Raw genomic sequence first — 18,230 nt, forward strand, 5'->3', positions numbered from 1 at the left:
GTTTTACGCTGGTCAACAATGACTGAAGAGTCCTCGCCGGCGGGCAGGAGCGGAGCGACCCGGGAAATCAACACAGGGATGCCGCTGGGCGCCTGGCTGGCCGATCTGCCCGACGACCGGCTGATCCGCCTGCTGGAACTGCGGCCGGATCTCGCCCAACCCGCCCCCGGCAGCATCGCGGCCCTGGCCGCCCGCGCGGTGGCCCGCCAGTCGGTCAAAGCCGCCACCGACGAACTGGACTACCTGCGGCTCGCCGTCCTCGACGCCCTGATCGTGCTGCACGCCGACACCGCCGCCGCGCCGGTGACCAAGCTGGTGGAACTCATCGGTGAGCGCGCCGACGAGCAGTCGATCCTGACCGCGCTGGACGATCTGCGCGAGCGCGCCCTGGCGTGGGGCGACACCGCGGTGCGGGTGTCGGCCGAGGCGGCCGCGGGCCTGCCCTGGTATCCGGGGCAGGCGGTCGGCGAGGACTCCCGCTCGGGCGCGGAGATCTCCGCGGCTATCGACGCCCTCGACGAACCCCAGCTGGAACTGCTGAACCGGCTCCTGGTGGGATCCCCGGTCGGCCGCACCCGCGATGCCGCGCCGGGCGCGCCCGCCGACCGGCCCGTTCCCCGGCTGCTCGCGGCCGGCCTGCTGCGCCAGCTCGACGAAGAGACGGTGATCCTGCCGCGCCAGGTCGGTCAGGTGCTGCGCGGTGAGGAGCCGGGGCCGGTGAGCCTGACGGCCCCGGACCCGGTGGCCAGCACCACCGCCGTCGCCGACGTCGACGCCACCGCGGCCGGCGCTGTGCTCGATCTGATCCGCGAGATCGAGCTCGTCATCGAATCCCTTTCCGCCGCACCGGTTCCCGAGTTGCGCAGCGGCGGTCTGGGCGTACGGGAGGCCAAGCGGCTGAGCAAGCTCACCGGCATCGACGAACAACGACTCGGGCTGGTACTCGAGGTCAGCTCGGCGGCGGGCCTGATTGCCAGCGGCTCCCCTGACCCCGAACCACCGGACGGTTCGGCCCCGTACTGGACGCCGACGGTGGCCGCCGATCGATTCCTCGAGACACCCACCGCCGCACGTTGGCACCTGCTGGCCACCAACTGGCTGGAGTTACCGTCGCGCCCGGGATTGATCGGCAGTCGCGGCCCGGACGGTAAACCCTATGCGGCACTGTCGGACTCGCTCTATTCGACGGCTGCACCGCTCGATCGGCGACTGCTGCTGGACCTGCTCGCCGAGCTGGCACCGGGCTCCGGCGTGGATGCGCTGCATGCCTCGAGGGCACTCATCTGGCGGCGGCCTCGCTGGGCGGCCCGGTTGCAGCCCGAACCCGTCGCGCATCTGCTCGCCGAGGCGCACGCTCTCGGCCTCATCGGCCGTGGCGCGCTGAGCACACCGGCGCGGGTACTGCTGAGCGGTGCCGAGGATGCCGCCATCGAGGCGATGGACAAGGCGCTGCCCGCACCGATCGACCACTTCCTCGTGCAAGCCGACCTGACGGTGGTCGTGCCCGGACCGCTGCAGCGCGAACTGGCCGACGAGCTGGCGGCGGTGGCCGCGGTGGAATCGGCCGGCGCAGCGATGGTGTACCGGGTCAGCGAAGCCTCGATCCGGCATGCTCTGGACACCGGCCGGACCGCGGGCGCACTGCACACCTTCTTCGAGCGGTATTCGAAAACACCTGTCCCCCAAGGCCTGACGTATCTGATCAATGACGTCGCCCGGCGACACGGGCAGCTGCGCGTCGGCATGGCGTCGTCGTTCCTGCGCTGCGAGGATCCGACGCTGCTCGCCCATGCGGTTGCAGCACCGACCTTGGAGCACCTCGAGGTGCGGCTACTGGCTCCGACGGTGGCGGTGTCGCAGGCGCCGATCGGCGAGGTGCTCGCGGCGTTGCGCACGGCTGGCTTCGCACCGGCGGCGGAGGATTCGTCGGGAGCGATCGTGGACCTCCGGCGACGCGGTGCGCGGGTGTCCACGCCCCAGCACCGCCGGCTGTTCCGCCCGCTGCCCAAGCCGAGCACGGATACCCTGGCCTCAGTGGTGGCGGTGCTGCGCCGGGTGGAGTCCAGCACTCCGTTCGCCAACGTCCGCCTGGACCCCGCGGTGTCGATGGCTCTGCTGCAGCAGGCGGCCATGGAACAAAAGGACGTGGTGCTCGGTTATGTCGACGCGGCCGGGGTGGCCACCCAGCGGGTGGTGCGCCCGCTGACCGTCAGCGGCGGTCAATTGATGGCCTGGGATCCTGCCCAGGGCCGCCCGCGGGAGTTCGCGGTGCACCGCGTGACGTCGGTGATGTCAGCCGACGCTGGATAATGGAGTGTCATGGCGCCGACGACCGATGCAGCGCGCAGCGATGAGGAGGAGTGGCGCTAGATGACTGAAGGTCCATTGATCGTGCAGTCCGATAAAACCGTGCTGCTCGAAGTCGACCATGAACTCGCCGGTGCGGCCCGTTCTGCAATCGCCCCGTTCGCCGAACTCGAACGCGCGCCCGAGCACATCCACACCTACCGCATCACCCCGCTGGCGCTGTGGAACGCCCGCGCCGCCGGCCATGACGCCGAGCAGGTGGTCGACGCGCTGGTCAGCTTCTCGCGCTATGCCGTACCGCAGCCGCTGCTGGTCGACATCGTCGACACGATGGCGCGCTACGGCCGGCTGCAGCTGGTCAAGAGCCCGGTTCATGGCCTGGTTCTGGTCAGCCTCGATCGGGCCGTGCTCGAAGAGGTGCTGCGCAACAAGAAGATCAGCCCGATGCTGGGCGCTCGTATCGACGACGACACGGTGATCGTCCATCCCAGTGAGCGCGGCCGGATCAAGCAGATGCTGCTCAAGATCGGCTGGCCGGCCGAGGACCTGGCCGGCTACGTCAACGGCGAGGCTCACCCGATCGATCTCTCGCAGGACGGCTGGGAACTCCGCGACTATCAGCAGATGGCCGCCGATTCTTTCTGGGACGGCGGCTCGGGTGTGGTGGTCCTTCCGTGCGGAGCGGGTAAGACGCTGGTCGGCGCGGCCGCGATGGCCAAGGCCGGCGCGACGACGCTGATCCTGGTCACCAACACCGTCGCGGGGCGGCAGTGGAAACGGGAGCTGATCGCACGGACATCGCTGACCGAGGAGGAGATCGGCGAGTACTCCGGTGAGCGCAAGGAGATCCGACCGGTCACCATCGCCACATATCAGGTGATCACCCGCCGCACCAAGGGCGAGTACAAGCATCTTGAGCTGTTCGACAGCCGCGACTGGGGCCTGATCATTTACGACGAGGTGCACCTGCTGCCCGCGCCGGTGTTCCGCATGACCGCCGACCTGCAGTCCCGTCGCCGACTGGGGCTTACTGCAACGTTGATCCGCGAGGACGGCCGCGAGGGCGACGTGTTCAGTCTCATCGGCCCCAAGCGATACGACGCTCCGTGGAAGGACATCGAGGCCCAGGGTTGGATCGCCCCGGCGGAGTGCATCGAGGTGCGCGTGACGATGACCGACAACGAGCGGATGTTGTACGCGGTCGCCGAACCTGACGAGCGCTACAAACTCTGCTCGACCGCACACTCGAAGATCGCGGTGGTGAAATCGATCCTCGCCAAGCATCCCGGCGAGCCGACGCTGGTGATCGGGGCCTACCTCGATCAGCTCGACGAGCTCGGCGCCGAACTGGGCGCACCGGTGATCCAGGGTTCGACGAAGAACGCGGAGCGCGAAGCGCTCTTCGACGCCTTCCGCCGCGGTGAGGTCAAGACGCTCGTGGTCTCCAAGGTGGCGAACTTCTCGATCGACCTGCCGGAAGCCTCCGTGGCCGTTCAGGTTTCGGGTACTTTCGGGTCCCGCCAGGAAGAGGCCCAGCGGCTGGGCCGGTTGCTTCGTCCCAAGCACGACGGCGGTGGGGCGGTCTTCTACTCCGTGGTCTCTCGCGACAGCCTGGACGCCGAGTACGCCGCACACCGGCAGCGGTTCCTCGCCGAACAGGGCTACGGCTACGTCATCAAAGACGCCGACGACCTGCTCGGTCCGGCGATCTGACGTCACGCAACCAAAGGTTGCCGCCGTGCGTCGATAGCAACAGCTCGTTGTCCGTTGAATTGAACGCTGTCCCCGCGAAACGAATCCCGTAGCGAACGTAGCGGCGAGAGGTTAGTCTTCGCCACGACACGTGGTCGGGTGACAAAAGGGGGTAGAGCGTGCGCGCAGCGGGGTTCATCGGTCGAGTTGGCGGGTTGGCGGTTGCGCTGGGCGTGGGTGCCGCCGTGTACGGCGGCGCGACGGCGTGGGCCGACGGCGCAGGCTCGGGTGACTCCTCGGCGCATGCCGGCTCGGCCCGGCCGGGTTCCAGCCAGACCGCGGCCGGACCGGCCAAGCACAGCGCGACCACGGCAACGTCCGGACGGCCACATCCGGCGACATCGGTGCGAGCCCAGTCCATCACCTCGCCGCCAACCGCCAAGGCGGCGCCGGCAGCGACCGCCGGTCCTTCGACACCAGACGTGCCACCTGCCGAGTCGCTCCTCGAGGTGGCGGCGCTCGCCTACAGCCGTCGCGACACCGGCGCCTCAGCGCGTCCCGCGACCGCCACATCGCCGGCGCCGGACGCCCAGGTGCAGGTCGCCGCCGCCCAGAACACCGCGGTGATCATGGGCCCCAGCGGAGTTCCGATCCCCAAACCGAGTTACATCCAGAACGTCTTCAATCTCTACATCGCGCCGTCGTATCCAGGCTCCATCCCGTTCCAGCTGGACACCCCCGAAGGGTTGTACCCGATCACCGGGGTGAAGAGCCTGCCACTGAATGTGTCTGTGCAGCAGGGCATTCAGATTCTCGCCGCGTCAATCGCCGAGCAAGTCGCCGCGGGAAACACCGCCACGGTATTCGGCTACTCCCAGAGCGCGATCATCTCGTCACTGATCATGAGCCAGCTGCCGTCGGGCACACCCGTCAACTTCGTTTTGGTCGGCAACGAGATGAACCCCAACGGCGGGCTCCTGTCCCGCTTCCCTGGACTGAATCTTCCGAGCCTCGGTCTGCCCTTCTACGGCGCCACCCCGGAAAACGCCTTCCCCACCACGAACTACACCTTGGAGTACGACGGGTTCGCCGACTTCCCGCGCTACCCGCTCAACGTCCTATCGGTTCTCAACGCCGGACTGGGCATCATCTTCGTGCACACCAAATACGCGGATCTCACGTCTCAGCAAGTCAATTCGGCCATCCCGTTGGCGACGACCGACCCGAGTCAGAAGTACTACATCATCCCGACCGCAAATCTCCCGTTGCTCGAGCCGCTGCGGCTGCTACCGGTGATCGGCAATCCGATCGCCGACCTGCTGCAGCCCGCCCTGAAGGTCGTCGTCAACCTCGGTTACGGCGACCCTCAGTACGGCTGGTCGACCAATGGATTCGCCAATCAGCAAACGACTTTCGGCTTCATTCCCAATGTCGACTGGGGCCAGGTAGCCAACCTGTTCGTCGCCGGAATCGGACAGGGGCTGCAAGCCTTCGTCGCCGACGTCAGTCCGGGTGGGGTGATGCAGCACGAACTCGCCGCGCTGAAGTGGCCGACACCCGGGCCGGCCGCCCTTCCGACCCCCTCGGGCGTCATCTCGACCCTGCAGACGGTGACCACCGACATCGCCTACACCATCTCCAATTCCGCTGCGGCCCTGTATGCAGCGGCGCTGCCTACCGCCGACATCGTCAACGCCATCGTCACGATGCTGCCCGCCTATGGAATCAACCTGTTCCTCAGCGGCATTCAGCAAGCCCTGTCCGGCGACGTGATCAATGGGCTGGTCAACGCGATCGGACTACCGATCGCCGCCGCCACCGGTTTGGTCACCACGGCGGGCCTGATCGAGGCGCTCGTACTGCTCCAGGCCGTCCAGGGATTCTTCGGCCAGGAGACGAACGTCTAGAGCGAAAGAATTGTCGCCGAAGCGGTTCCGGGCGCGCCGTACACCTGCGCGAGGCCGACCCGCGGGTTACCCGGCACCTGACGTTCGCCGGCCTCGCCGCGCAGCTGGCGCACCAGCTCGTGCATCTGCCGCAGTCCCGAGGCGCCGATCGGCTCGCCGTTTGCGATCAGGCCACCATCGGTGTTGATCGGCAGCGAGCCGTGGATCTCGGTGGCCCCGTCGGCCAGCAGCTTCTCCTGCTCCCCGTCGGCGCACAGACCGGTCTCGGCCATGTGGATGATCTCGGCGCCGGCGTCGGTGTCCTGCAGCTGGGCGATGTCGACGTCGTCGGGCCCGATTCCGGCCTCCTCGTAGGCTGCCTTGGCCGCGTAGACGGTCGGCGACACGTCCTCGTCGAGCGGCGCCGAGGTGCCGTGCACCTCGTAGGCACCGAAGGTGCGGGTACGAATCTCGCTGGCGCGCACGTAAACCGGCTTGTCGGTGAATCGGTGAGCGATATCCGCGCGGCACATGATGACCGCGGCGGCGCCCTCGTCGGGAGCGCAGAACATGTACTGCCGCAACGGGTAGTTCAACACCGGCGAGGCCATGATCTCCTCGACCGAGATCTCTTTGCGCCGGAAGGCGTTCGGGTTCAGCACACCATTGCGGAAGTTCTTGTTGGCCACCCGCGCCAGCGTCTCCTCGGAGATGCCGTGATCGTGGATGTACCGGTTGGCCTTGATACCGAAGAACTTGGTGGTGACGAACTGTCCGTTCTGGGCGTACCACTGCGGCAGCGCCAGCTTGGCCGGGTCGTCGGTGAATGCGCCACGCGGGTGCTTGTCCAGGCCGACGGCGATGCCGATGTCGTACTTGCCGAGCCGGATGGTGTCCGCGGTCTGTTGAATCGCGCTGGCCGCGGTGGCGCAGGCGTTGAAGACGTTGGTGAACGTGATGCCGGTCAGGCCGACCAGGCGCGTCACCGCGTCGGGGTTGGACACCTCATAGCTGCCGCCGAAGCCGAACTGGATGTCCTTCCACTCCGCTCCCGCGTCCTTCAACGCCAGCTCGATCGCCTCGGCACCCATCTGCATGGCGGTCTTGTCGAACCGGCCGAACGGGTGCAGGCCGACCCCGATGATCGCGACGTCGTTGCTCACGCTCATGCCCCTTCCGCCGGCTGGAACGCGAACGTGACGATCTCATTGCCCTCGGCGTCGGTGGCGAACGGGATCATCGTCAGCTCGACGTCCATGCCCCACTTGAGCTTCTCGGGGTCGTTCTCGGTGAGCCGACCTTCGACCCGCACGACGTCGTCGAGCTGCACCAGGCCGACACCGAACGGGACGAAATCCTTGCCCGTCGGACCGATGTAGGGGGCGCCGGGGGGGAAGCCCTGCGTCGTCCACGCGACCAGGGTGCCGCGTCGGGGCAGCTTGACCTCGTTCATGCCGCCCGCGCTGCAGTGCGGGCAACGCTGCTGGCTCGGAAACACCACGGCCGAGCAACTGGCACATTTACTGCCGATCAGCTGCGGATTGTCCTCCGGCCAAGTGGAGATTTCGGGCGCCAGGGCCTTCTGCATAGCGGCATCCTTCGTAGTCCAAATCGGTAGCCGGATCGTACAACACTGTTGGCCAGTGTTGGAAACCGCATTCTCATCTGAGTGCACGCGCTTCTCACGTCAGCGCGGGGATCACCTCACGCTCGAACAACTCGATGCCGGACCTGTCGTAGGCGGCCTCGGGGAAGTAGCAGATCACGTATTCACAACCCAGGTCGCGCAGCCCGGTGAGGCTCTCGATGACCTGCTCGGGAGTTCCCGCCGCGGAGCCGGGCGCACTGACCGTCGTCATCATCGCGTCGGCAGCGGCGTCGCCGCACAACCCGGCCAGTCGGTCGCGCACGCGCTTCACCCGCGCGGTGACATCATCGGCCGAGCTGCCGAGGATCGCGTTGACGTTGGCCGACCGGACGATGGCGTCGAAGTCCGTGCCGACCTCACGGCAGTGCTCGGCGAGCACCCGCGACTTGTGCGCGAACCCGTCGGGTTCGGAGGTGAAGTTGGTGTACTGCGCGTACTTCGCCGCGATCTTGAGCGTCACCTTCTCGCCGCCACCGGCGATCCACAGTGGAATCCCGCCCTCCTGCAACGGCTTAGGAGCGACAATCGCCCCGTCCACCTGATACTGCTTGCCCTCGAAACTGACCTTTCCATCCCGCCAGGCATCTCGCATGATCTGGACGCCCTCGTCGAGCCGGGCCAGCCGCACTCCCGCGGACGGGAAGCCGTAGCCATACGCCCGCCACTCGTGCTCATACCAGCCGCCGCCGATGCCCATCTGGACACGGCCCCCGGAGATGATGTCGGTGGTGGCGGCGACCTTGGCGAGATAGACGGGGTTGCGGTAGCTCATCGCGGTGCACATCTGGCCGAGCTTGATCCGCGAGGTGGTCGCGGCGTAGGCAGCCATCAGGGTCCACGCCTCGTGCGTGGCTTCATCGCTCGGGATGGGCACGGTGTGGAAATGGTCGTACACCCACAGCGAGTCCCACGGACCCGCGTCCGCGTGATCGGCCAGATCACGCATTACCTGCCAGTGCTTTTCAGTGGGAATGCCGGCCAGATCGAGTCGCCAGCCCTGCGGGATGAACAGTCCGAAGCGCATGGCCCGACTCTACGGCCGAGCGCGCCATCAGGTGAGAGAAGTCGGCGATAACCACCGGCCTGTGGTGGTGCGGCTTGGCCGGCCCGTGGTCACCACGCAGAATGACTGACTCCCAACGTAATTCGACGGTTCGCTCCAGGCAGATAGGACGGCGGCGAGCGATTGAACGCACGGCCGACGGATACCGCCCCCACCGCCGGGGGTTCGCGTATCAAGGGGATTGTTGCTGCCGCCGTGAGTGCGGGCTGACTGCATCGATGCGTGCAAGATGCGCGTCGAGGACCTCCCGGCAGAACGCCGCACCGTGGTCATCCAGCCGACGGGCTTGAGGCAAAGTTACGACCCCCGGACGGCAATCGGCCCCTCCCATACGGGAGGGGCCAATGCTCCCCCTTGCCTCCTCATTCCCCTGGCGTAATGCCCATCACACCGCAAAAGCTAGCTGAGAGCAAGCTGAGACGGTGCAATTCAGCAAAAATTCTTGCGTGGGCAGGCAAATGAATCAAGCCGGCGGCTCCCGCTATCCAAATCGGACATATGTCGAGTTCAGGCGCACTTCCCGGAAACAGTCATCGCGGCAAATCGCGTGCTGTCAACCGAACGGGGCAATTCGTCCAGCAACTGAGGCCATAAGGCCGCGAACAACAAAACACACGGAAGTTTGCTCGAATCGTCGCACGCGACAGTTATTCCAGCTCACATGTGATCGCCAGTCTGCGTAACGGATTTGCGATTTGCTGGGGTTCGTCGGCGCCTCGAATCGGGTCTCCGGCAGGGCGCCCCGGTTCGGCGCGACGCGCTGGCAATGACCTGGCCTTCGTGGCGCTCAGCTCACGCGGCCGGGGTACATCGCGGCGACGTCACGAAGTGAAACTTTGAGCGATTGGTTACGCGGAAGATCCGCGACCACAACCACCTCGACCGGCACATAGTGCTTGGGCAGGGCTTCACGGACCAAGTCCACGAGGTCGGCAGGGTCGGGGGGCAGGGCACCGGGAACGGGCTCGACCACGGCGAACGGCACCTCGCCCAACCGGGCATCGGGTACGCCGACGACCGCGGCGTCACGGACCGACGGATGGCCGACCAGGACCCGGCGAACCGTCTCCGGCAGTACCTTGAACCCACCGCGATTGATCGCCCCGTCGGCCCGGCCGTGCAGCGTGATGAACCCGTCAGCATCTACCGAAGCCAGATCGTTGGTGCGAATCCAGTCCGGGCTGATGGCAGCGATCTTGGCCTCCAGCACGCCCTGCTCGCCGGTCGGCACCTCACCACCACCGGCCGAGTCGACGATGCGGACCTCGGTGTTGGGCATCACCCGGCCCGAGCTGGCGCGTTTGGCGGCGCCGAACTCCCGATAGAGATCCGGGGTCCAGGTGCACACCGAACCGGCGAATTCGGTTGCGCCATAAGCCAACAACACCGGAACGCCATACCGTTCCTCGAAGGCGTCCCGGGTCTCGGGATCGAGCGGTCCGGCAGCACTGATCACATATTCGAGCGAGGCGAGGTCATCGCGGCACAGGTCGGCGTCCAGAAGCATGCGTACCGCCGCAGGCTGCAGACCGCAGCGCCGGATCCCGTAGGTCTTCACCACCCGAACCCACTCGGCGACGCTGAACTTCTCCAGCAGGGCGATCCGCTTGCCGAGGTAAGCGCCGGTGATCAGCTGGCAGACCCCGCCGATTCCGCCGAGCGGCCAGTACATCAGTTCGGGGGGCTCGTCGGCGGAGGCACCGGTGATCGCCACGCTGGACACGGTGTGCTCCAACACCGCGGTCGGGATCGGGTGGCGTTTGGGCGGCCCGGTGGTGCCGCTGGTGAGCACCTGAAGACCCGTCGAGCCGTCTCGACCGGCGGCACGCAGCCGCTCCGAGACCCGCTCGATGCCGCTGACGAGTTCGACCGTGGGCGGTGTCAACGAGACCGCGATGCCCGCGGTGCCGGTGCGACGGGCGGCGGTGATCGCCGGCCCGGTCCAGTCATCCCGGTCGGCGACGACCGCGGCCAGTTCGAGCTGTTCGATGTCGCGCCCGATCGCCTCGGCCGACTGGAATGAGTAGATCATCGACACCCATCGCCCGGCGCCGAGCAATCCCACCACCGCCGCCGCATGCGGTGGACGGTTGCGGGCCACCACGCCGACTGCCGCCCCGTCGGCGACACCGGCCGCCCGCAGCGCGTCATCGATGGCGGCCGCGTAGGCGGCAACCTCGTCACCGGTGTACCAACGTCCGTTGAACTCGATGCACGGCGCGTCGCCGTAGCCGGCCAGGCTCGTGGCCAGCGTGCTGCTGATCGTCGCGGCGCTCTCGCTCACGGACCTCACGCTAGCGGTGCGCGAGCCCCCACACGTCAAAGCCCGGAGGAACGCGATCGTTCCTCCGGGCTTTGACGTCTTGCAGCTAGAGCAGGGAGGCCGGCGGGTTGAACCGCTCGCCGTACTTCTCCGCCAGCTCCTTGGCACGCGCCACGAACCCGGCCTTGCCGCCATGGGGGTAGCCGACGATCAGCTGGGCGGCGCCACCGGTCCACGGCGGGAAGCCGATTCCCATGATCGAGCCGATGTTGGCGTCGGCCGTCGTGGTGATCACGCCCTCGTCGAAGCACTTCTGGGTTTCCAGCGCCTCGGCGAACAGCATCCGGTCGATCATGTCCTGGAGCGGCGGTGTCGAGGTGCCCGAGTTGAAGGTCTCGCGCAGCCCCGGCCACAGCTGGGTCCGCTTGCCGTCCACGTACTCGTAGAAGCCAGCACCGGAAAGCCTTGAGGGACGGCCGATTTCGATCATCTTCTCGACGACGGCCTCGGCCGGATGCGGCTCGTAGGTGCCACCTGCGTCCTCGACGCCCTTGCGGGTGGCGAGGGCGATCTTGTGCATGAGCTCCAGGTTGAGCTCGTCGGAGAGCTGCAGCGGCGGGGCCGGGTAGCCGGCCTGGCTACCCGCATGCTCGATCGACGCAGGCTCGACACCCTCACCGAGCATCGCCAGCGCCTCGTTGACGAAGGTGCCGATGACCCTGCTGGTGTAGAAGCCGCGGCTGTCGTTCACCACGATCGGGGTCTTGCCGATGGCCAGCGTGTAGTCGAACACCCGGGCCAGCGCCTCGTCAGAAGTCTTCTCGCCCTTGATGATCTCCACCAACGGCATCTTGTCGACCGGCGAGAAGAAGTGGATTCCGATGAAGTCTTCCTGGCGCTTCACCCCACTGGCCAGGCCGGTGATCGGCATGGTCGAGGTGTTGGAGCCGAGGATCGCGTTGGGCTCGACGATGTCCTCGATCTCCTGGAACACCTTGTGCTTGAGTTCCTGGTTCTCGAAAACGGCCTCGATGACGAAGTCGACGCCCTTGAAGTCGGCGGCGTCGGCGGTCGGGGTGATCCGATCGAGGACTTCACGGGACCTTTCCTCGGTGGTTCGCCCACGCTCGAGGGCCTTGGCCTCCAGCTTCTCCGAGTAGCCCTTGCCCTTCTGGGCAGCTTCCAGCGAAACATCCTTCAGCACAACGTCGAAACCGGCCTTGGCCGAGACGTAGGCGATGCCCGCGCCCATCATGCCCGCACCGAGCACACCGATCTTGGTGATCGGGGTCTTGCCGATGCCCTCGGGCCGTGAACCACCGGAGTTGATGGCCTGCAGGTCGAAGAAGAACGCCTGGATCATGTTCTTCGCGATCGGACCGGTGACCAGCTCGGTGAAGTACCGGCTCTCAATGCGGCTGGCGGTGTCGAAATCCACCTGGGCGCCCTCGACGGCGGCGGCCAGGATGGCCCGCGGTGCCGGCATCGGCGCACCCTTGAGCTGCTTGCGCAGCAGCGACGGGAACGACGGCAGGATGGCCGCCAGCGCCGGGCTGGCCGGGGTGCCGCCGGGCATCTTGTAGCCCTTGGCATCCCACGGCTGGGTGTGCGCTTCCGGGTTGGCCTTTATCCACGCCTTGGCGGCCGGGATCAATTCGTCGACGCTGGAGACGATTTCGTCGACCAGGCCGTTGTCCTTGGCGGCGGCCGGCTTGAACCTGGTGCCCTGGGACAGCACGTTGACGAAGCCGTTCTGGATTCCGAGCATCCGGGTCACGCGGGTGACGCCGCCGCCACCGGGCAGCAGGCCGAGGGTGACCTCGGGCAGGCCGATCTGAACGCCCTTGACGTCGGCCACGATGCGGTGGTGACAGGCCAGGGCGATCTCCAGGCCACCGCCGAGCGCGGCGCCGTTGATCGCGGCGACGACCGGCTTGCCCAGGGTCTCCAGGGCGCGCAGGTCACGCTTGATGTCCTCGACCTCGGCGAAGATCTCGCCTGCGTTCTCCGGGCCCGCGGTGATCATGCTCTTGAGGTCACCGCCGGCGAAGAAGGTCTTCTTCCCGCTGGTGATCACCACACCGGTGATCGAATCCTTCTCGGCCACAAGGCGTTCGACCGCGTTGTGCATGGACTCTTTGTAGTGCTCGTTCATCACGTTGGCCCCGCCGGTCGGGTCGTCCAACGTCAGCGTGACGATGCCGTCGGCATCCTTGTCCCACGCAATAGTGTTCTCTGCCATGGCTTTTCCTTAAACCCTCTCGATGATGGTGGCCACGCCCATGCCGCCGCCGATGCACAGCGTGACCAGGGCACGCTTGGCGCCGCGACGCTCCAGCTCGTCGACCATGGTGCCGGTGATCATCGCGCCGGTGGCACCCAGCGGGTGACCCATCGCGATCGCACCGCCGTTGACGTTCAGGATTTCGTCCGGGATGTTCAGGTCTTTCTGGAACTTCAGCACCACCGACGCGAAGGCCTCGTTGAGCTCGAACAGGTCGATGTCGTCGACGGTGAGGCCGGCGCGGTCAAGCACCTTGCGGGTAGCCGGCGTCGGGCCGGTCAGCATGATCGTCGGCTCGGCACCACTGGTGGCGGTGGCCACGATGCGCGCCCGCGGGGTGAGCCCCTGCGACTTGCCGGCAGCCTCGCTGCCGACCAGCACCAGCGCGGCGCCGTCGACGATGCCGGAGCTGTTGCCACCGGTGTGGACGTGGTTGATCTTCTCGAGCCAGTGGTACTTCTGCAGCGCCACATCGTCGAAGCCGGCCATCGCGGCCAGGCCCTCGAAGGCCGATTTGAGCTTGCCCAGGCTTTCCACGGTGGTGCCGGGACGCATGTGCTCGTCGTGGTCGAGGATCACCAGACCGTTCTGGTCTTTGACCGGAACGACGGACTTGGCGAAGTAGCCGCCGGACCAGGCCGCGGCCGCCCGCTCCTGGGACCGCTCGGCGTAGCGGTCGACGTCCTCGCGGGAGAAACCCTCCATCGTCGCGATCAGGTCGGCGCTGATGCCCTGCGGCACGATGTAGTTGTCGAACATGGTGGCCGGGTCGGTGAACATCGCACCGCCGTCGGAACCCATCGGAACGCGGCTCATCGACTCAACGCCGCCGGCGAGCACCAGGTCGTCCCATCCGGAGCGAACCTTCTGCGCGGCGGTGTTGACCGCTTCGAGGCCGGAGGCGCAGAACCGGTTGAGCTGCACGCCGCCGACGGTCTCGGGCATCCCGGCCGCGATCACCGCGGTGCGGGCGATGTCGGCGCCCTGGTCGCCAACCGGTGAGACGCAGCCCAGGATGACGTCGCTGATCAGGGTCTCGTCCAGGTCAGGAAAGCGGCTGCGCAGCTCGTCGATCAGCCCGACCACCAGGTTCAGGGGCTTGACCTCGGTCAGCGATCCGCCGCGCTGCTTGCCGCGCGGGGTTCGGATGGCCTCGTAGATGAAGGCTTCTTCGGACATGTGTGTTTTCTCCAGGTCCTGTTCGGATTGGGCGTGACGATCTGCTGACAGTCGTCCTCTGCCCGCGAAGCTTAGCAAGCCCGCCCAACCGGATGGTTGGGCAGTCGCTCAGGATCGTGCGGTGACGATGATCGAGTCGTTGGAGGTGTCCCAGGCCTTCATGAAGGCGGAAATCGACAGCGTGGTGTTTGCCTCGTCGGCGGCGGGGTCGTTGAGGTGCACCACGTTCTTGTTGGTGTCGATGCCGGTGACCACGACAAAGTGGTCCGCTGCCGTCCGCTGGTCGCTGGAGTCTTCGACGATCGCGTAGTTGACGAAGGCGATGACTTTGCGGCCGGCGGCGAGGTACTGCTCCAGCGCGTTGAGGCCGGTCGCGTCCGGGCCGGAGGTGTCGCTGTTCACCGATTTGATGCCGTAGTGCTTCAGCAAGACCGGCAGGTCCCCGATCGAAATGCCGTTGTTGTTCGGCTTGTAGATCATGTCGCCGGGGTTCATCTCGGACGGCGTCCGCTCAGCCACCGCCAGGATCTGCGCCTCGGTCGGCCGGCTTGCGGTGAGTTGTCCGACGACATCGGCCGCCGACATCGCCCCGCAGTTGTCCTCCAGGGACTGCGCCTGCCAGTACGGGGCGGCCGCCGCCGGGTCACCGTAGACGCCGCCCTGGGATCCGGCTGAAGGATCGGCCAGAGCGACGCCGCCGAGCATGAGCGTCAGCGCCGCGAGGATCGCCACCACGCCCGAGTGCAGGAGTGACCTGACCACCCGCACACGGTAGACCGCGATTGACGAACGCGCAGATAAACGGCCTGGTGCGCCCGGGACCAGGGCTCAGCGGTAGTCGATGACGACCCGGCCGTCGATTTGGCCGCGTTCCATCCGGCCGAACACCTCGTTGACCTCGTCCAGGGTGGCAGCTTGGACCGTGGGGTGGATCAGGCCACGGGCATAGAAGTCCAGGGCCTCGGTCATGTCCTGGCGCGTGCCGACGATCGAACCGCGAATTGTCAACCCCTTCAACACGATATCGAAGATCGGGGCGGGAAAGTCGCCTGGCGGAAGGCCATTGAACACGATTGTTCCACCGCGGCGGGCCAGGCCGATCGCTTGGCCGAACGCCTGCGGATGCACCGCGGTGACGAGCACCCCGTGCACACCACCGGTGGCCTTCTGCACCTCCTCTACGACGTCGGAGGTCTTGGCATTCACGGTGACTTCCGCGCCGAGGCTCGACGCCAGCGCGAGTTTGGCGTCATCGACGTCGACGGCCACCACCCGCAGACCTATCGCGCGGGCATACTGCACCGCGATGTGCCCGAGGCCGCCGATGCCGGAGATCGCCACCCACTGTCCCGGACGGGTATCGGTGACCTTCAGTCCCTTGTACACCGTGACGCCGGCGCACAAGATCGGCGCGACCTCGAGTGGGTCGACGCCGTCCGGAATCCGCGCGGCGTACGCGGCATTGACCAGCATGTAGGTGCCGAAGCTGCCGTTGACGCTGTAGCCACCGTTCTGTTGGCTCTCGCAGAGCGTTTCCCAGCCGGTGCGGCAGTATTCGCAGCTGCCGCACGCCGACCACAGCCACGCATTGCCGACCTTGTCGCCGACCTTGAGGTCGGTGACGCCATCGCCGAGGGCGACGACGGTGCCGTAACCCTCGTGGCCCGGGATGAACGGTGGTTGCGGCTTGACGGGCCAGTCACCATGGGCGGCGTGTAGATCGGTATGGCAGACCCCGGAGGTCTCCAGCTTGACCAAGGCCTCACCGGGACCCGGGGTCGGCAGGTCGAGCTCGGCGATCTGCAGGGGCGCGCCGAATTCGGTGACGACGGCGGCCCGCATGGTGCCGGTGGTGGGCGAGGTGTTCGAGGTGTCGAGTGTCTGAGTCATGATGTCATTCCGTTCGTGAAAGATGTTCTGATGGTTGATGTTTAGTTGTCTTGCTGAGTCAGGTTTTGCTGGCTCGGATCGCTTCGAAGACTCCTGGATCGACCAGGGTCGAGGTGTCGCCGAGTTCGCGTCCTTCGGCGACATCGCGCAGGAGTCGGCGCATGATTTTGCCGCTGCGGGTCTTGGGTAGCTCTGGGACGACGTGGATTTCGCGTGGCTTGGCGATCGGGGAGATCTCCTTGGCGACCTCGGCGCGCAGTTCGTCGACCATCTGATCGGTCGGCATCTCGGCGTGGTGGGCCTTGAGGATGACGAAGGCGCAGATCGCCTGTCCGGTGTGCTCGTCGGTGGCGCCGACGACGGCGGCCTCGGCGACCCCGGCATGCCCGACGAGCGCGGACTCCACCTCGGCGGTCGAAATCCGGTGTCCTGACACGTTCATGACGTCGTCGATGCGCCCGAGCACCCACACTTCACCGTCGCTGCCGTAGCGGGCACCGTCACCGGCGAAGTACCAGCCCTGCTCGGCGAAGCGCGCCCAGTAGGTCTCGGTGAACCGCTGCGGGTCGCCCCAGATCCCACGCAGCATCGCCGGCCACGGCTTGTCCAGCACCAGATAACCGGTGACGTGCTCGCCGTGATCGGGGCTGGGCTCCAACTCACGTCCGTCGTCGTCGACGATCTTGGCCGAGATACCCGGCAGCGCCCGCATCGCCGACCCCGGTTTGCAGTTCGTCACCCCGGGCAGCGGCGAGATCATGATCGCGCCGGTCTCGGTCTGCCACCAGGTGTCCACGATCGGGGTCTTCTCGGCGCCGAACACCAAACGGTACCAACGCCACGCCTCCGGATTGATCGGCTCACCGACCGAGCCCAGCAGCCGCAGGCTGGACAGGTCGTGTTCGAACGCCAGCTCGCGGCCCCACTTCATAAACGTGCGGATCAGCGTCGGCGCGGTGTAATAGATTGTCACACCGTACTTTTCGATGACCTGGAAATGGCGGTGCTCGTCAGGGGAGGCCGGGGTGCCCTCGTACACCACCTGCGTCGCCCCGTTGGACAGCGGCCCGTACACGATGTAGGTATGCCCGGTGACCCAGCCGATATCGGCTGTGCACCAATACACATCGGAATCGGCCTTGATGTCGAAGACGTTGTAATGGGTGTACGACGCCTGGGTCAGATAACCACCCGAGGTATGCATAATGCCCTTGGGCTTACCGGTGGTGCCCGAGGTGTACAGCAAAAACAGCGGCTGCTCGGAGTCGAACGCCTCCGGGGTGTGCTCGGTGCACGCCGTGTCCACCGTCTCGTGCCACCACCGATCCCGCTCATCGGTCCAGTCGATGTCAATACCGGTGCGGCGCACCACCAGAACATGCTCCACACACTGTTGCCCCGTGACGGCCTCATCAACAGCTTCCTTCAGCGACACCGCCTTTCCGCGCCGATACTGCCCATCAGTGGTGATCACCAACTTGGCCTCAGCGTCCTCGATCCGGGCCCGCAACGCCGAGGCCGAAAACCCGGCGAACACCACACTGTGCATCACCCCCAACCGGGCACACGCCAACATCGCCACGATCGCCTCCGGCACCATCGGCATGTAGATCGCCACCCGATCCCCCGCGACCAACCCGAGATCGGTCAAGGCATTGGCAGCCTTACACACCTCGTCCTTGAGCTCGCCATAGGTGATCGTGCGGGCATCGCCGAGCGGCTCACCCTCCCAATGAATAGCGACCCGATCCCCATGACCCGCTTCCACATGACGATCCACACAGTTATAGGCGACGTTGAGCGTGCCGCCGACGAACCACTTCGCGAACGGCGCACCCGACCAGTCCAGCACCTCGGTGAAGGGCCTCTCCCACGACAACCGGTTGGCCTGATCAGCCCAAAACGCCAACCGATCCACCTCCGCCGCGTCATACAGGGCGGCAGTGGCATTAGCAGTCGCGGCGAAATCAGCCGGCGGGGCAAAGGAATTCATGTCATGTCCTCGTGGAGTGGGCGAC

The 18,230-nt window shown here is 66.5% G+C and carries 12 protein-coding genes; 3 read left to right on the plus strand and 9 right to left on the minus strand.

The features are described from left to right. The first annotated feature begins 18 nt into the window (after positions 1-18). The 3 genes from AB431_RS24690 to AB431_RS24700 all read left to right on the plus strand — a co-directional run bounded on the left by AB431_RS24690 (position 19) and on the right by AB431_RS24700 (position 5,906). Positions 19-2,310 carry a helicase-associated domain-containing protein gene (locus AB431_RS24690; protein ID WP_047332152.1) on the plus strand — a complete coding sequence of 764 codons (2,292 nt, stop codon included), beginning with the start codon at positions 19-21 and terminating at the stop codon, positions 2,308-2,310. A 60-nt stretch (positions 2,311-2,370) separates the two neighbouring features. Beyond that, a complete protein-coding gene (locus AB431_RS24695) occupies positions 2,371-4,020 on the plus strand; it encodes a DNA repair helicase XPB (RefSeq protein ID WP_047332153.1) in 1,650 nt (549 codons plus the stop codon). A 158-nt stretch (positions 4,021-4,178) separates the two neighbouring features. Then, entirely contained in the window at positions 4,179-5,906 is a 1,728-nt protein-coding gene (locus tag AB431_RS24700; protein WP_144418361.1) for a PE-PPE domain-containing protein, read from the plus strand. On the opposite strand, the gene AB431_RS24705 is transcribed toward AB431_RS24700, so the two are convergent. From AB431_RS24705 to acs, 9 genes are all read right to left on the minus strand, one after another. After that, on the minus strand, positions 5,903-7,048 hold the full coding sequence (locus AB431_RS24705; RefSeq protein WP_047333778.1) for a thiolase family protein: 1,146 nt from the start codon (positions 7,046-7,048) through the stop codon (positions 5,903-5,905). The two genes, AB431_RS24700 and AB431_RS24705, sit on opposite strands and share 4 nt — an antisense overlap. A 2-nt stretch (positions 7,049-7,050) precedes the next feature. Next, positions 7,051-7,473, minus strand: a complete 423-nt coding sequence (locus AB431_RS24710; RefSeq protein WP_047332155.1) for a Zn-ribbon domain-containing OB-fold protein — start codon at positions 7,471-7,473, stop codon at positions 7,051-7,053. A gap of 94 nt (positions 7,474-7,567) precedes the next feature. Further along, on the minus strand, positions 7,568-8,557 hold the full coding sequence (locus AB431_RS24715) for an LLM class F420-dependent oxidoreductase (protein WP_047332156.1): 990 nt from the start codon (positions 8,555-8,557) through the stop codon (positions 7,568-7,570). Between the two features lie 826 nt (positions 8,558-9,383). Further along, positions 9,384-10,880 (minus strand): fatty acid--CoA ligase family protein, encoded by a 1,497-nt coding sequence (locus AB431_RS24720; RefSeq protein WP_047332157.1) that lies wholly within the window; start codon positions 10,878-10,880, stop codon positions 9,384-9,386. A gap of 85 nt (positions 10,881-10,965) precedes the next feature. Beyond that, the gene (locus AB431_RS24725) at positions 10,966-13,101 is read right to left on the minus strand and encodes a 3-hydroxyacyl-CoA dehydrogenase NAD-binding domain-containing protein (protein WP_047332158.1); all 2,136 of its coding nucleotides are present in this window, start codon (positions 13,099-13,101) and stop codon (positions 10,966-10,968) included. Between the two features lie 9 nt (positions 13,102-13,110). Continuing rightward, the gene (locus AB431_RS24730; protein ID WP_047332159.1) at positions 13,111-14,322 is read right to left on the minus strand and encodes an acetyl-CoA C-acetyltransferase; all 1,212 of its coding nucleotides are present in this window, start codon (positions 14,320-14,322) and stop codon (positions 13,111-13,113) included. A gap of 108 nt (positions 14,323-14,430) precedes the next feature. Then, positions 14,431-15,084 (minus strand): C39 family peptidase, encoded by a 654-nt coding sequence (locus AB431_RS24735; RefSeq protein WP_235435755.1) that lies wholly within the window; start codon positions 15,082-15,084, stop codon positions 14,431-14,433. Positions 15,085-15,150: 66 nt separating this feature from the next. Next, positions 15,151-16,212 carry an alcohol dehydrogenase AdhP gene (gene adhP, locus AB431_RS24740; RefSeq protein WP_047332160.1) on the minus strand — a complete coding sequence of 354 codons (1,062 nt, stop codon included), beginning with the start codon at positions 16,210-16,212 and terminating at the stop codon, positions 15,151-15,153. 58 nt (positions 16,213-16,270) lie between these two features. Beyond that, positions 16,271-18,205, minus strand: a complete 1,935-nt coding sequence (acs, locus tag AB431_RS24745) for an acetate--CoA ligase (protein ID WP_047332161.1) — start codon at positions 18,203-18,205, stop codon at positions 16,271-16,273. Positions 18,206-18,230 lie beyond the last annotated feature (25 nt).

Origin of the sequence: Mycobacterium sp. EPa45 (assembly GCF_001021385.1) — a bacterium.
Classification (GTDB): Bacteria; Actinomycetota; Actinomycetes; order Mycobacteriales; family Mycobacteriaceae; genus Mycobacterium.

What these genes read in the sequence shown, in the direction of transcription:
- AB431_RS24690 (WP_047332152.1), top strand. Translation starts at nt 19, where the DNA reads ATGACTGAAGAGTCCTCGCCGGCGGGCAGGAGCGGAGCGACCCGGGAA.
- AB431_RS24695 (WP_047332153.1), top strand. Translation starts at nt 2,371, where the DNA reads ATGACTGAAGGTCCATTGATCGTGCAGTCCGATAAAACCGTGCTGCTC.
- AB431_RS24710 (WP_047332155.1), bottom strand. Translation starts at nt 7,473, where the DNA reads ATGCAGAAGGCCCTGGCGCCCGAAATCTCCACTTGGCCGGAGGACAAT.
- AB431_RS24715 (WP_047332156.1), bottom strand. Translation starts at nt 8,557, where the DNA reads ATGCGCTTCGGACTGTTCATCCCGCAGGGCTGGCGACTCGATCTGGCC.
- AB431_RS24725 (WP_047332158.1), bottom strand. Translation starts at nt 13,101, where the DNA reads ATGGCAGAGAACACTATTGCGTGGGACAAGGATGCCGACGGCATCGTC.
- AB431_RS24730 (WP_047332159.1), bottom strand. Translation starts at nt 14,322, where the DNA reads ATGTCCGAAGAAGCCTTCATCTACGAGGCCATCCGAACCCCGCGCGGC.
- adhP (WP_047332160.1), bottom strand. Translation starts at nt 16,212, where the DNA reads ATGACTCAGACACTCGACACCTCGAACACCTCGCCCACCACCGGCACC.
- acs (WP_047332161.1), bottom strand. Translation starts at nt 18,205, where the DNA reads ATGAATTCCTTTGCCCCGCCGGCTGATTTCGCCGCGACTGCTAATGCC.